The organism is Mesorhizobium sp. WSM2561, from assembly GCF_000513915.1.
In the GTDB taxonomy this organism is placed as follows: domain Bacteria; phylum Pseudomonadota; class Alphaproteobacteria; order Rhizobiales; family Rhizobiaceae; genus Mesorhizobium; species Mesorhizobium muleiense.
This window is the reverse complement of the sequence record NZ_AZUX01000002.1, coordinates 70,694-84,613: the sequence shown is the minus strand read 5'-3', so window position 1 is coordinate 84,613 and position 13,920 is coordinate 70,694. Positions and strand designations below refer to the sequence as shown.

The following is a 13,920-nucleotide window of genomic DNA, read 5'->3' as shown; positions in this document are numbered from 1 at the left end:
GTGCTCCTGAACCATCCCATCCAGCCAATAGCCACTCAGCGAGCAGTGATCAATGGTCCAAAAAGCATGGTTGACGGAGGCAAGCGGAACGGTACATCTTGAGAATGAGAAGTCTGTCCAGTGATGGTAATGGGTAAAAAATTCCAGCAGCGACGGGTCCGGCCACTTCGTGAGGCACCGCAAAGGTGATAGCACAAGGCACCGCCCCCGCCCTGAAGTACACGGCGCAGAACGACGCCGCCGAAGCCATCCATGTCGAGAACCTGCATAAACGATTCGGCGAACTGCATGTGCTGAAAGGCGTTTCGCTGTCGGCGCGCGACGGCGAGGTCATCGCCATCATTGGCGGCAGCGGCTCGGGAAAATCGACCCTGCTGCGCTGCATCAATTGCCTAGAGAACCCGACCAGCGGGATCGTTCGCGTCAATGGCGAGGAGATCCGGATGAAGGCCGACAGTCACGGCCACACCGTTCCCGCCGACCGCAAGCAGATCGAGCGCATCCGCTCCAAGCTCGGCATGGTCTTCCAGAATTTCAATCTGTGGAGCCACATGACGCTGATCGAGAACGTCATCGAGGTTCCGGTGCATGTTCTGGGCGTCAAGCGCGATGTGGCCATCGCCGAGGCGGAAAAGCTGCTTGCCCGCGTCGGCCTGGCCGAAAAGCGCGATGTCTATCCGGCCTATCTGTCAGGCGGCCAGCAGCAGCGTGCGGCCATCGCCCGGGCGCTGGCCATCAATCCGCGCGTCATGCTGTTCGACGAGCCGACCTCGGCGCTCGACCCGGAACTGATCGGCGAGGTGCTGAAGGTGATCGGCGACCTGGCGCGCGAAGGCCGCACCATGGTGCTGGTCACCCATGAGATGAAGTTCGCCCGCGAGGTCGCGACGCATGTCGTCTACCTCTACAACGGGCTGGTCGAGGAAGAAGGGCCGCCGGAGCAGATCTTCGGCGCACCGAAATCCGAAAGGCTGAAGCAATTCATCCGCAACATCGGTTAAGCCGAGGCGGACGAAAAACGGGAACAACAACAAACTGGGAGTTTTTGGCATGAAGACCGTTCTGAAAACATTTGCCGCAGCACTTCTGCTCGGCGTCGCCGCGATGAGCATGGCAAAGGCCGAGCCGGTCAAGATCGGCGTCGCTGCCGAACCCTATCCGCCGTTCACCTCGCCGGATGCTTCCGGCAAATGGGTTGGCTGGGAGATCGAATTCATCGACGCGGTCTGCGCCGAGCAGAAACTCGATTGCGTCATCACCCCCGTCGCCTGGGACGGAATCATCCCGGCGCTGACGACCAAGAAGATCGACGTCATCGCCAGTTCCATGTCGATCACCGACGAGCGCAAGAAGACGATCGACTTCTCCGACAAATATTACAACACCCCGACAGCCATTATCGGACCGAAGGACCAGAAGTTCGGCGCTGCCCCGGAAGATCTCAAGGGCAAGATCATCGGCGTGCAAGTTTCGACCGTGCATGCCGACTACGTCAAGAAGCACTTCACCGAAGCCGCGGAAATCAAGGAATATCAGACCCAGGACGAAGCCAATCAGGATCTTGCCGCCGGCCGTGTCGATGCCGTGCAGGCCGATTCCATCGCGCTCGATGCCTTCCTGAAATCGGATCAGGGCAAGCAATGCTGCGATCTGAAGGGCACGGTCGCGCCGGATCTGGCGATCCTCGGGCCCGGCGTCGGCGCCGGTGTCCGCAAGGAGGACACCGAGTTGAAGGAGAAGATCAACGCCGGCATCAAGGCGATCCGCGCCAACGGCAAATATGACGAGATTTCGAAGAAATACTTCGATTTCGACATCTATGGCGCCGACCCACAGTCGAACTGACGGCGTGCATCCCCGAGCGAACAACCACGCGGCGCAGACAGCGCGCCGTGTGGCTTCGTCGAACTCTACCTATGCAAGCTTTCCGCTGACGGCATCGCCGGTGGTTTTGGCGCCAGCAATTCGGGGGCGACGCTGATCGACGCATTTCTTCCGGCCTCTGTGGCCCGCATCATCGAACTGCTTTCGCCGACGCCACCCGGCTGGGGCGGAACGCTTCTGGTCGGACTGCTCCACTCGGTCGAGATCGCTGCCGGTGCGTTCGGTCTCGGCCTCGTCATCGGCATTTGCGGTGCGTATGGCAAGCTCTATAGCGGGCCTGTGGTGCGCGATCTGCTGGCAGTCTATACGACGATCGTCCGCGCCGTGCCGGAGTTGGTGCTGATCCTGCTGCTCTATTATGCCGGCACCGATTTGATCAACCAGTTGCTGACGGCAATGGGATATCAGCGCATCGATATCAGCGGGCTGGTGGCCGGCATTGCCGTGCTCGGCTTCGTCCAGGGCGCTTATTCGACCGAGGTGATGCGCGGCGCGATCCTTGCCATCCCGCAGGGACAGATCGAAGCCGCGCGCGCCTATGGCATGTCTCCCAGCCTGCTGCTGCGACGCATCACGCTGCCGGCGATGCTGCCTTTCGCCATACCGGGCCTTGCCAATCTCTGGCTGATCGCCACCAAGGACACCGCCCTGCTGGCGGTCGTCGGCTTCTTCGAACTGACATTGGCGACGCGGCAAGCGGCGGGCGTGACCAAAGCCTATCTTACCTTCTTCCTCGCAGCGGGCGTGATCTATCTTCTGTTGACGCTGGTCTCCAATCTGATCATCGGCCGCATCGAGGTCTGGGCTCGGCGCGGCATGCGCTCGCTCAAGGAGGCGCGTTGATGGCTGTCGAAGCGACCATCGTCAACGTAGCCGCCCGCGCGTCGCTGTGGTTGCAGCCGCACCGAATCGTGCTGATTGTAACTGGACTGGCGCTGGTTTTCGCGGCCGCTTTTTTCATGCGCTGGGACTGGCTGCCGCAATATTACGAAATGGCGCTTGTCGGCCTCTGGCGTACGCTCTGGATCCTCGCCGTCACCTGCACACTGGGCTTCCTGCTCGCCGTGCCGCTCGGGCTGGCGCAGGCTGCCGGCCCGTTCTGGCTCGCGGCGCCTGCAAGGGCCTTCTGCACCGTCATCAGAGGAACGCCGCTGCTGCTGCAGCTCTGGCTGCTCTATTATGGGCTCGGCTCGCTGTTTCCGCAGTACCCATGGGTACGCGAGTCCTGGATGTGGCCGTATCTCAGGCAGGCCTGGCCCTACGGCGTCCTGGCGCTGACCTTGTCCTTCGCCGGTTACGAGGGGGAAGTCATGCGGGGTGCCTTTGCCGGGGTGCCGAAAGGGCAGTTGGAAGCGGCGCGCGCCTTCGGCATGAGCCGCTGGAAGATCCTGCGGCGGGTCTGGCTGCCACAAGCCTTCTACCGGGCGCTGCCGACGCTGACCGGCGAAACCGTGCTGCAACTGAAATCGACGCCGCTGGTGGCGACCATCAGCGTGATCGACATATTCGCCGTCTCGTCAAAGGTGCGGCAGAGCACTTTCCTCACCTATGAACCCTTGCTGCTCCTGGCGTTGATCTATATGGCGATCACCGGCATCCTGGTCTTCGCACTCGGCAAGATCGAGGCGCGGATCCCGAACAAGATTGGTTAGTGAGGCGCGAATAGGAGTAGCGAATAGCGAATAGTTCGCTGGTTTCCTCTACTCCCTATTCGCTACTCGCTAGAGCTTCATGGCAGCTAAAGATGCAACTCAGTCTCGACCAGGCGACAGGGCTGTGCCGGATGGCGGCGCTCGGCGCCGGCGCCAATGAGGAAGCGGCGCAGTCGCTTGCAGCCTCCGTCGTGGCGGCCGAGGCAGAAGGTCTGTCGACGGTCGGACTGTCGCATTTCATCGACTATCTCGAAGCGCTGGAGGCCGGCCGCATCGATGGCAAGGCCGAGCCGGTCATCACCAGGCCGGCTTTGGCGATCTATCTCTCCGACGCGCGCGGCGGTCTGGCGCATACCGGCTTCGACCGCACCATCGACGATCTCGCCAAGGCGGCGCGCCTGTTCGGCGTTGCCATCTTTTCGCAGAAGAACGCCTATACATGCGGCGCGCTCGGCTATTTCACCGGACGGCTGGCCGCGCAGGGGCTGGTGTCCTTCGCCGCGACCAATGGACCGGCCGTGCTTGCCGGCTCCGGCTCGGTCAAGCCGGTCTATTGCACCAACCCGATGTCCTTCGCCGCGCCCGCCGCCGACGGAGCGCCGCTGGTGATCGACCAGTCGTCGAGCGCCACCGCCTTTGTCAACATCCGCAAGGCGGCCGAGGACGGCAAGAGAATTCCAGAAGGCTGGGCACTGGACGCGAGCGGCAACCCGACCACCGATCCCGCCGCCGCCATGAAAGGCGCGATGCTTGCCTTCGGCGGCCAGCGCGGCGCCAACATCGCACTGATGGTCGAAGTGCTGGCGGCGGGCCTGTCGGGCGCCAACTGGTCGCTCGATGCGCCATGGTTCAGTGGCGGACCGGACAGTCCCGGAACCGGCCTCTTCGTGCTGGCCGTGGAACCCAAGCTGCTCGATCCAAATTTCGAGAAGCGCATGAAAGATCAACTCGACCGGTTGCGCCGCCGCTACGGCGTGCATGTCCCCGGCCGTGCCCGGGCCGAAGCGGCGGAGAAGGCAGCGGCACGGGGCATAACGGCTCCGAAAGCCGTGGTGCAGCGCATCTCCCAATTCGCCGCCCGGTATTCTTCCTGAAGACGGCCACACCTTTCGGATCGTCGACAGCGGGCGTACTTGCCGTTACGCCCAGGCTGCCTCGTCGAACCACGTTTCGGAAACAGCCGGAAACCCTCGCGTCGGCTGGGTTTTTCCGCGCTCTCCCGCATCTGACCAGTAACATGCATTTCCCGGTCAACTTTTGTTCATTTGACTTTGGCTGGGGTGGCGGCTGTTTGCGCGGAGCAGCAGAAGAGGAACCCCAATGGCCGCAAGCACCCACAATCCCAGCACCAATCTTGTCGTTCCGGCCCTTGGCAGCCTCTATGCGGCGCTGAACACTACCTCTGAAACCATCCTGCGCGCCGTGGCCGGCATCTTCCTCACCATCCATGGCTCTGGCAAGATCATCGACCCGCTTGGCGCCGCCGAGATGGTCGAAGGCCTCGGCTTCTATCCTGGCGCGTTCTGGTCGGTGCTGCTGGCCTGCACCGAGTTCTTCGGCGGCATTTTCATCGCCATCGGTCTCTTGACCCGCCCGGCCGCGTTCGCCGGAATGTTCGTGCTTCTGGTCACCGTCTGGTTCCACTGGGTCACCCTGGGCGAGGGCTTTTCGGGTGCCGAAAAATCGCTGCTGTGGGGGGCGATCCTGTTCTTCTTCGTGATCCGCGGCGGCAACCGCCAATCGGTCGACGCGCGTATCGGCAAGGCGTTCTGAACCAGCCGACACCGCGGCAAACGGCGACAAAGGATCGCCCTTTGCCTTCGGCGCGAAACGGATTATGAACGGCTTCAGCCAAGCCCAGTAGATCTGGAAAGCGCGCCGGAGCCAGCCATGACCGAAATCCTGCAGACCCCAAAGCTCGTCGTCGTGTTCGGCGGCTCCGGCTTTGTCGGCCGCCATGTGGTGCGGGCGCTGGCCCGGCGCGGCTATCGCATCAGGGTCGCCTGCCGCCGGCCCGATCTCGCCGGCCATCTGCAACCGCTCGGCAATGTCGGCCAGATCCAGCCGGTGCAGGCCAATATTCGCGTGCGCTGGTCGGTCGCCCGCGCCGTGCAGGGCGCCGACCATGTCGTCAATTTGGTAGCCATCCTGCATGAAAGCGGCCGGCAGAAGTTCACGCCCGTCCACGAGTTCGGCGCACGCGCGATCGCCGAAGCGGCGCGCGCCGTCGGCGCCGGGCTCACCCATATCTCAGCGCTGGGCGCCGATCTGAACGCGCAATCCGAGTATGCGCGCACCAAGGCGCTCGGTGAAAAAGCGGTCCTGGAGACGATCGAGGATGCGGTCATCTTGCGGCCCTCGATCAATTTCGGCCCGGAGGACAGCTTCTTCAACCGCTTCGCCAGCATGGCGCGCTATTCGCCGGTCCTGCCTCTGATCGGCGGCGGGCGGACCAAATTCCAGCCGGTCTATGTCGGCGATGTCGCCGAAGCGGTGGCGCGCTCGGTCGACGGCAAAGTCCAGGGTGGCCGGATCTATGAACTTGGCGGACCGCAGGTGCTCACCTTCAAGCAATGCATGCAGGAAATGCTTGCCATGATCGATCGCAAGCGGTTCCTGGTGTCGGTGCCGTGGTGGGTGGCGAACATGCAGGCATCGATCCTCGGGCTTTTGCCCAATCCGCTGCTGACCAAGGATCAGGTCCTGCAGCTGCGCGGGGACAACATCGTCTCGGAAGCGGCCATCAGGGAAAACCGGACGCTCGCCGGTCTCGATATCCAGCCACAGTCGATCGGCAGCATCCTGCCGAGCTATCTCTGGCGCTACCGGCCCGCCGGCCAGTTCCAGCGCAAGACGGCGGAATAGCCAATCAGGCAGTTCAAAGGCGCCGCGTGACCTGCATCGGCAAGCCGCCCTGCGGTTGCGTCGTCAGTTTCTGCACCGGCCATGGTTTGGTCTCGGCGGTGGTATCGAAGCGGAAGCGCGACAGCATGATCGCAAGAGCGATGATCGCCTCCTGCATGGCAAAGCTGGCGCCGATGCAGACGCGAGGACCGGCGCCGAACGGCAAATACTGAAAACGGTCGATCTTCTCGCGATTTCCCGGATGGAAACGTTCGGGCATGAAGGCGTCGGGCCGGTCCCATAGCTTGCGATGGCGGTGGACGACCCAGGGCATGACCAGCACCGCAGCACGCCTCGGTATGTAGAGGCCGTTCCAGGTTTCAGGCTCGATCGGCTCGCGGTTGATCGACGGCGCCGGCGGATAAAGCCTGAGCCCCTCCTCGAAGGCGGCGCGGGTGAACGGCATGGCGTCGAGCCACTTTGTCGGGTCGGGCTCGCGCGCCAGCACCGCGTCGATCTCGCGCTCGACCTTTTCGCGCTCCCAAGGCGCTTCAGCCAGGCAATAGAGTGTCCAGCCAAGCGCACGCGCCGTGGTCTCGTGACCGGCGCCGATGAAGGTGATGATGTTGTCCTCGACCTCGGCGCGCGTCAGCCCGTCCGGTCCCTCCGCCTTGAGCAAAAGCGTGAGGAAATCCTGCGGCACCTTGTCCGGATCGTGCTTGACCCGCTCTTCGCGCATCTTGACAGTGTCGGTGACGATCTTGCGGAAATAGGCCATGGTTTTGCGGCCGCGGATGCGGGTCAGGCGCGGCAGCCAGTCTGGCGCCCGCAACAGGTCGAGCGGATCGACGCGGCCCATGGTTTCGAACAGCCGGTCGATCTCCTTGGCGAAGCTGCCCGGCTCACCCGATATCTCACCGGAAAACAGTGTCTCGGCCAGGATGTCAAAGGTAAGCAGCGTCATGTCGTGGGCGATGTCCGACGTGCCGCCGCCCTCGTAGCGGGTGACGAACTCCCGCGTACGCCTCAGCATCGGCTCGGCAAAACCGAAGATGTGGCGCGGCGTGAACACCGGCGCCATCGCCTTGCGTGAACGCCGCCAGACCTCACCCTCGGCGGTCAGCAGGCCGTCGCGCAGGATCGGCCGCAGGATCATCTGGCGCACCGTCGCCATCTTGTAGTTTTTGGCATTGTCGACCAGCACGTGGCGAATGAGGCCGGGATCGTTGGCGATGACCAGCGGCCCGCCGATGCCGGTCACCGAAATCCAAGGCTGGTTGTAGGTCGGCTCGCCCCACAGTTCGAGCGGATTGCGATAGACGATGCGGATCATCTCCAGCGTCGAAGGCGGCGACGTGCGCGGCTTCGGCGCCGGCGGGACAAAGGGGGCGGGCTGACTGTCCATGGCGTGCTCCGCTGGTGAACTCAATGTAGTGGCTGGCAAGCCAAGCGTCCATGTTGCTGAACGGCAAGGGCGAAGCTCCCGCTCTCCGGAAATGTCACCGGGGCACGGCAGAGTAGATGATCGTCGGGAACAGGTCGGCCCGCTCTTGTGCGGCCGCTCTGTTCCCAAAACCGGTTCCACTTTTTGGGTCCGATGCCGTGGTCCGCCAGGCGTGCTCTTCTTCCATTCGGAAATGCTTGCAAACCTTGGAAAAACCGCCTTTTGCACCTATATCTGGGCCATCAAGGACGCGCGATTCGGAGCCGATTTTTTGCGCTGGATGTGCGGCATCAATCAGACAGGTTTTCATGAGCGATCAGATCGACAACGCCAACGGCGCTGAGGCCGAGTACGGCGCCGATTCTATCAAGGTTTTGAAGGGCTTGGACGCCGTCCGCAAGCGGCCCGGCATGTATATCGGCGATACCGACGACGGCTCGGGCCTGCATCACATGGTCTATGAGGTCGTCGACAACGCCATCGACGAGGCGCTGGCCGGCCATGCCGACCTGGTCACGGTGACGCTCAACCCCGACGGTTCGGTGACGGTCATCGACAATGGCCGCGGCATTCCGACCGATATCCACACGGGCGAAGGCATTTCGGCGGCCGAAGTGATCATGACGCAGCTGCATGCCGGCGGCAAGTTCGACCAGAACTCCTACAAGGTGTCTGGTGGCCTCCACGGCGTCGGCGTCTCCGTCGTCAACGCGCTGTCGGCCTGGCTGAAGCTGAAAATCCGCCGCAACGGCCAGATCTACGAGATGAGCTTCTCGCATGGCAATGCCGACGGACCGCTGAGGGTCACCGGCAGCTATGAGCAGCGCAAGGTTGCCGGCACCTATGAGGGGCGCAGCGGCAGCGAGATCACCTTCTTTCCGTCGACCGAGACCTTCACCATGGTCGAGTTCGACCTCGGCACGCTGGAGCACCGGCTGCGCGAACTCGCCTTCCTGAATTCCGGCGTGCGCATCATTTTGACAGATGCCCGCCATGCCGACGTCGTGCGCCATGAGCTGCACTACGATGGCGGACTCGAGGAGTTCGTCAGATATCTCGACCGCGTCAAGAAGCCACTGATCGACAAGCCGATTGCCATCAAGGCCGAGCGCGACGGTATCACCGTCGAAGTCGCCATGTGGTGGAACGACAGCTACCACGAGAACGTGCTGGCCTTCACCAACAACATTCCGCAGCGGGACGGCGGCACGCATCTTGCCGGTTTCCGCGGCGCGCTGACGCGCCAGATTACCGGCTATGGCGAATCCACGGGCCTCACCAAAAAGGAGAAGGTGGCGCTGATCGGCGACGATTGCCGCGAAGGGCTGACGGCCGTGCTGTCGGTCAAGGTTCCCGACCCGAAATTCTCCTCGCAGACCAAGGACAAGCTGGTCTCGTCCGAAGTCCGCCCGGTGGTGGAAGGGCTCGTCAACGAGGCCCTCGGCACCTGGCTCGAAGAGCACCCGACCGAGGGCAAGGTGGTCATCGAGAAGGTCATCCAGGCGGCAGCGGCGCGCGAAGCCGCGCGCAAGGCGCGCGACATCACCCGCAAGAGCTCGCTCGGCGTCACTTCGCTGCCCGGCAAGCTGGCCGACTGCCAGGAACGCGACCCGGCGAAGTCCGAAATCTTCATCGTCGAGGGCGACAGCGCCGGCGGCTCGGCCAAGGGCGGCCGTTCGCGCCAGAACCAGGCCATTCTTCCGCTGCGCGGCAAGATCCTCAACGTCGAGCGGGCCCGATTCGACCGTATGCTCGGCTCCGACATGATCGGCACGCTGATCACCGCGCTCGGCACCTCGATCGGCAAGGACGAGTTCAACGCAGACAAATTGCGCTACCACAAGATCATCCTGATGACCGACGCCGACGTCGACGGCGCCCACATCCGCACCTTGCTGCTGACCTTCTTCTTCCGGCAGATGCCGGAGCTGATCGAGCGCGGGCATCTCTACATCGCCCAGCCGCCGCTCTACAAAGTGACGCGCGGCAAGAGCTCGCAATACATCAAGGACGAAAGCGCCTTCGAGGAATTCCTGATCGGCTCAGGACTGGAAGAGGCGTCGCTTGCGCTCAGCACCGGCGAGGTGCGGGCCGGGCAGGACCTGCGCAGCGCCATCGACGATGCGCTGGCAGTGCGCCAGCTCATCAACGGGCTGCACACCCGCTATAACAGAGGCGTGGTCGAGCAGGCGGCGATCGCCGGCGCGCTCAATCCGGACGTCTTCGTCGATCTCGGCCGGGCCAACGCTATGGCCGAGCGTGTCGCCCGGCGCCTCGACATCATCGCCGAGGACACCGAACGCGGCTGGACCGGCCGCATGTCGACCTCAAACGAAGGGGTTGGCGGCTATGTGTTCGAGCGCACGGTGCGCAGCGTCAAGGAGTTCGCGCATCTCGATCTCGCGCTGATCAATTCGGCCGACGCCCGCCAACTCGACCGCTATGCGCCGCGCCTCGCAGAAGTCTATGGCGAGCCGCCGGTGCTGCGCCGCAAGGATGTATCCGAAACCATCTCGGGACCGCTGGCGCTGCTCAATGCCGTGTTTGCCACCGGCCGCAAGGGCCTGACCATGCAGCGCTACAAGGGCCTCGGCGAAATGAACGCCGAGCAGCTCTGGGAGACCACGCTCGACCCGAATGTGCGCTCGCTTTTACAAGTCAAGGTCAATGACGCCACCGATGCGGACAGTCTGTTCTCGCGGCTGATGGGCGACGAAGTCGAGCCCAGGCGCGAGTTCATCCAAGAAAACGCGCTGTCGGTCGCCAACCTGGATATTTAAAGCCCAAGCAGCTGCTCAGCTTCGGACACTTAAGGTATTGGTAGGCCCAGGCCCATCAACGATCCCTGCTGCGTCGCAACAAAGGATCATGAGGGCCGGTCGGAACGGAAGAGCATCCAAGGCATTGTAATCGATCACAATCGCCGCAGGAGGCACTCATGGGACGTGGCATTTTGCTCTGGCTTCTCGGAGTCCCGATTCCGATCATTATTCTCATCATGCTTTTCGCACGTTAGGGGGCCGACATGCAGTCAACCCTAACGACTGTCGACGTTTCCGCACCGACGGAATCCTCTTCTACCGCTGTCAGCTGGGGGCCAATCGTGGCCGGCGCCTTTGCTGCCTCGACGCTAACATTGATCCTGATGCTGCTCGGCTCCGGGCTCGGGCTGACGATGGTTTCGCCGTGGTCCGGCTTGAGCACCTCAGTCACAACTTTCGCGGCCTCCACGGCTGCGTGGCTGATCATCGTGCAGTGGCTGTCGTCGGCCGTAGGCGGTTATCTTGCCGGGCGCCTACGCACCAAATGGGTCGGCGTCCACACCGATGAGGTCTTTTTCCGCGATACCGCACACGGCTTCCTCGCCTGGGCGCTTGCAACGTTGCTCGTCGCCGGTGTGCTCGGCTCGGCGCTCTCCGCAGCTGTCGGAACCGGCGTCCACGCCGCTTCGACAGTCGCGTCGGGCGCGGCAATGGGCGCTTCGGCAGGTGCTACTGCAAACGCCGGAGGCGCCGCGACCGACAACGCAACGTCGTACTTCGTCGATGCGTTGTTCCGCCCGGCCGATGCGGCCAGGCTTGCTGCCGCCAACCCGGAGAGCGATGCAGCGGCGACGGCGCAGGCCTCGCGCATTTTGATCGCGAGCGCAGCAGCAGGCGAAGTGTCAGCCGACGACAAGACCTATCTGTCGCAGTTGGTAGCCGCCCGCACCGGGCTGTCGGAACCCGATGCCAGGGCCCGTGTCGATGCAGTGCTTGCCAGGGTCGAAGAGGCGAAGGTCCAGGCCCAGCAGGCTGCCGATACGGCCAGGAAAGCCGGTGCTACCTTCGCGCTGCTTGGCGCGCTGTCCCTGGTCGTCGGCGCTTTCATCGCAAGCGCCGCGGCAGCACTTGGGGGCCGGCAGCGCGACGACGAGGAGGCGGTCTTCCTGACCAACCGTTGATCGGTGCTTGAGGGGCTCTATCGACGCCGAGACTTTCCCCGGCATCGACCGGTTTTGACGACGTCATCGCCATGAACTGCACGCCGGTTCGCCCAAACGAGCGTGCCCTATCTTCCGGCAGAAGTCGTCGGTGCCGGCTGGCTTGGCTCCAGTTTGCGGCCGAGATCGACGGCGTCACGCAACACGCCGATATGCGAGCGCGGCGGGGTACCGGCGGCAGGCTGCTGGTCCTCCACACCGAATCCAGGATTTTTTGCCCAGGTGCGGGTGTCACACCGTTACCGTTACCTGTCTTTGGCTCAACCTATTCAGGTTGGGCTGAGCGTCCCCCGATACGCCACGATCAGGCCGATCAACGGCATCGAAATTTCCACATCGAAGCAGAATTGCCCGTCCCGTTCCGTTTCGAAGCTCGATCCTTTGGGAAGGAGGAAGCCGGGCATTGGAATACCCAGCAGCGACCATCGTCTCGGAACCAAGGTCAGACGATCGCCGTCCACCACCAGAGCCAACGCGAAGGACGCGATCCCAAACCGTTCCACCAGAAGATGCTGGTCCCTCCCAGTGCCGGCCGACTGAATCGAAGAAAAACACTTGCCGTCGAAACTACGGATCCAGTGTTCAGAGCGGTTCTCGGGCGAAAGTGTCACCGTGACCGGCACCCGTGGCGCAGCTTTCGGGAAGCCGACAAGCGCCGCCACGAAAGCGGCCGCCGGGCGGCGACCGCGTCGTACCTCCGCGAAGCCCGTCCATTGGCGGGTGGCGGTGCTGCCATGCAGATCCTGAAGGCGCGGAGCAAGTGAGAAGAAGGCGGATCCGAGAATCCCGCAGTACAGGGGCGCAACGATCTCGTGTTCCCGAAACCCGGTGAATATCTTCCGGCTTTGGAACAGCGCCTCATAGTCTGCAAGCTCAAGGGCGCGAACCCCGGACCGTGCTCCGGCCTCCGGACGAGTGCCCGCCAGCAATTTACGGAGGATCGCTTCGATGGCCATCGATGGGATGTATGGCCCGTCATCCCCTTCGGCCAAAAGATGCCAGCTCCGTTCGGCGTCCTGCCCATCCGTGGTGCCGTACGCGCTGACGAACATACCGCCGCGATGCTCGCCAAAACGCATTCGGTTGAGCACCGCGTAGAAGAGACGCGAGAAGGGTTCCAGCGACGAGAGCCTGAACCTCGCGCGCGCCTTCGCCAGGAGGTTGAGTGTCCGGTGCAAGATTTCCGGGACTGGCCCGGCTCCCATCCAGATATCGGTCATTGAGGGATGCTCGGGCGGGATGACCTGCAAGTCCGGCACGTCCACCAGCGAGAAACGGATGTTCCGGAGCGGCAGCCGGCCCGGCACCGCGATGGTGAAGCGCATGCTTTCAGCCAGAGCGATGCCATGCGATTGCACCCCATGTCGTCGCAGCTTCACCGGAGCGCCGGCATAGCCCACCACCGCACGCATGACGTTGAGGCCGATTCCGGCATAGGGCGAAGGGGCGATGCCGCCTTTCACAGAGACGATGTCCATCGTCTTCGCCATCTCGCGCAGGACGGCGGCGGTCAGCACAGGAAAGCTGCTGATGCCCGATAGAATGAATATGCCTGCGTCCTTTGCTTGCGCGTCGAACTGAGGCACGCCGAACACAAAGTCGGCGGCGTCGGCAAAGTCGAGATAGTCGATGCTAGCGTCGATGCAGGCCGAAATCACACGATAGCGATTGGTCCCATAATCTTGGAACGGCCCGGACGCGTCGACGACCAGATTGGGCCGTTGCGCGCGCAGGCCGGCCACAATTTCTACGCGATCAAGCGCAAGCGACCGAACCCGGGCCTGCCCTCTGTAACGCGCGCAGAACGCGTCGGCACGAGAGAAGTCGCGGCCGCAGATGATGAGTTCAATCTCCGGTATGTCGGATAGAAGTTCCGCCAGGCGCCCGCCGAAAACGCCGTATCCGCCCAGGATCAGGATTCGCATGCGTGCTGCCAAACGTTTCCGCTTTTCAGCGACAGAACCGTCGCAATTTTCGATTTGCGGTGAGGCAATTTTCGAAAGCCGCTTGACATTGATCGCACCAACTTATCGAGGTTATTGAGAACTCTTTTCGGTTTTTTGTGAGACTGCGCACCGGATATTTGCGGTATTGGCATGCTCCGGCGCGCTATC

Annotated in this window: 12 protein-coding genes; 9 read left to right on the top strand and 3 right to left on the bottom strand. The window is 62.9% G+C overall.

Annotated features, from left to right (window positions below; all coding sequences use genetic code 11):
- The first annotated feature begins 188 nt into the window (after nucleotides 1-188).
- From M727_RS0103490 to M727_RS0103460, 7 genes are all read left to right on the top strand, one after another.
- The gene (locus M727_RS0103490) at nucleotides 189-1,001 is read left to right on the top strand and encodes an ABC transporter ATP-binding protein (protein ID WP_036261459.1); all 813 of its coding nucleotides are present in this window, start codon (nucleotides 189-191) and stop codon (nucleotides 999-1,001) included.
- A 49-nt stretch (nucleotides 1,002-1,050) separates the two neighbouring features.
- A complete protein-coding gene (locus M727_RS0103485) occupies nucleotides 1,051-1,845 on the top strand; it encodes a transporter substrate-binding domain-containing protein (protein WP_027151502.1) in 795 nt (264 codons plus the stop codon).
- A gap of 159 nt (nucleotides 1,846-2,004) precedes the next feature.
- Nucleotides 2,005-2,727, top strand: coding sequence for an ABC transporter permease (locus tag M727_RS0103480; protein WP_245268430.1), 723 nt, complete (start codon nucleotides 2,005-2,007; stop codon nucleotides 2,725-2,727).
- A complete protein-coding gene (locus tag M727_RS0103475; protein ID WP_027151500.1) occupies nucleotides 2,727-3,536 on the top strand; it encodes an ABC transporter permease in 810 nt (269 codons plus the stop codon). Before M727_RS0103480 ends, M727_RS0103475 begins: the two co-directional genes overlap by 1 nt.
- Nucleotides 3,537-3,628: 92 nt before the next feature.
- A complete protein-coding gene (locus M727_RS0103470; RefSeq protein WP_027151499.1) occupies nucleotides 3,629-4,630 on the top strand; it encodes an Ldh family oxidoreductase in 1,002 nt (333 codons plus the stop codon).
- Between the two features lie 226 nt (nucleotides 4,631-4,856).
- Nucleotides 4,857-5,309 (top strand): DoxX family protein, encoded by a 453-nt coding sequence (locus tag M727_RS0103465; protein WP_027151498.1) that lies wholly within the window; start codon nucleotides 4,857-4,859, stop codon nucleotides 5,307-5,309.
- A 117-nt stretch (nucleotides 5,310-5,426) separates the two neighbouring features.
- Complete coding sequence (locus tag M727_RS0103460) at nucleotides 5,427-6,401, top strand: complex I NDUFA9 subunit family protein (RefSeq protein WP_027151497.1); 975 nt, start codon at nucleotides 5,427-5,429, stop codon at nucleotides 6,399-6,401.
- Between the two features lie 13 nt (nucleotides 6,402-6,414).
- Here M727_RS0103460 and M727_RS0103455 read toward each other — a convergent pair whose 3' ends face one another.
- Nucleotides 6,415-7,785: a cytochrome P450 gene (locus M727_RS0103455; protein WP_027151496.1), complete on the bottom strand. Its 1,371-nt coding sequence runs from the start codon at nucleotides 7,783-7,785 to the stop codon at nucleotides 6,415-6,417.
- 94 nt (nucleotides 7,786-7,879) lie between these two features.
- Nucleotides 7,880-8,134, bottom strand: a complete 255-nt coding sequence (locus M727_RS41330; protein ID WP_156941473.1) for a hypothetical protein — start codon at nucleotides 8,132-8,134, stop codon at nucleotides 7,880-7,882.
- Here M727_RS41330 and gyrB point away from each other — a divergent pair.
- On the top strand, nucleotides 8,133-10,604 hold the full coding sequence (gyrB, locus tag M727_RS0103450; protein WP_027151495.1) for a DNA topoisomerase (ATP-hydrolyzing) subunit B: 2,472 nt from the start codon (nucleotides 8,133-8,135) through the stop codon (nucleotides 10,602-10,604). The two genes, M727_RS41330 and gyrB, sit on opposite strands and share 2 nt — an antisense overlap.
- Before the next feature lie 245 nt (nucleotides 10,605-10,849).
- Nucleotides 10,850-11,767 (top strand): membrane protein, encoded by a 918-nt coding sequence (locus M727_RS0103445; RefSeq protein ID WP_027151494.1) that lies wholly within the window; start codon nucleotides 10,850-10,852, stop codon nucleotides 11,765-11,767.
- A 308-nt stretch (nucleotides 11,768-12,075) separates the two neighbouring features.
- Here M727_RS0103445 and M727_RS0103440 read toward each other — a convergent pair whose 3' ends face one another.
- Complete coding sequence (locus tag M727_RS0103440; RefSeq protein WP_027151493.1) at nucleotides 12,076-13,731, bottom strand: SDR family oxidoreductase; 1,656 nt, start codon at nucleotides 13,729-13,731, stop codon at nucleotides 12,076-12,078.
- Nucleotides 13,732-13,920 lie beyond the last annotated feature (189 nt).

What these genes read in the sequence shown, in the direction of transcription:
- M727_RS0103485 (WP_027151502.1), top strand. Translation starts at nt 1,051, where the DNA reads ATGAAGACCGTTCTGAAAACATTTGCCGCAGCACTTCTGCTCGGCGTC.
- M727_RS0103475 (WP_027151500.1), top strand. Translation starts at nt 2,727, where the DNA reads ATGGCTGTCGAAGCGACCATCGTCAACGTAGCCGCCCGCGCGTCGCTG.
- M727_RS0103470 (WP_027151499.1), top strand. Translation starts at nt 3,629, where the DNA reads ATGCAACTCAGTCTCGACCAGGCGACAGGGCTGTGCCGGATGGCGGCG.
- M727_RS0103465 (WP_027151498.1), top strand. Translation starts at nt 4,857, where the DNA reads ATGGCCGCAAGCACCCACAATCCCAGCACCAATCTTGTCGTTCCGGCC.
- M727_RS0103460 (WP_027151497.1), top strand. Translation starts at nt 5,427, where the DNA reads ATGACCGAAATCCTGCAGACCCCAAAGCTCGTCGTCGTGTTCGGCGGC.
- M727_RS0103455 (WP_027151496.1), bottom strand. Translation starts at nt 7,785, where the DNA reads ATGGACAGTCAGCCCGCCCCCTTTGTCCCGCCGGCGCCGAAGCCGCGC.
- gyrB (WP_027151495.1), top strand. Translation starts at nt 8,133, where the DNA reads ATGAGCGATCAGATCGACAACGCCAACGGCGCTGAGGCCGAGTACGGC.
- M727_RS41330 (WP_156941473.1), bottom strand. Translation starts at nt 8,134, where the DNA reads ATGAAAACCTGTCTGATTGATGCCGCACATCCAGCGCAAAAAATCGGC.
- M727_RS0103445 (WP_027151494.1), top strand. Translation starts at nt 10,850, where the DNA reads ATGCAGTCAACCCTAACGACTGTCGACGTTTCCGCACCGACGGAATCC.
- M727_RS0103440 (WP_027151493.1), bottom strand. Translation starts at nt 13,731, where the DNA reads ATGCGAATCCTGATCCTGGGCGGATACGGCGTTTTCGGCGGGCGCCTG.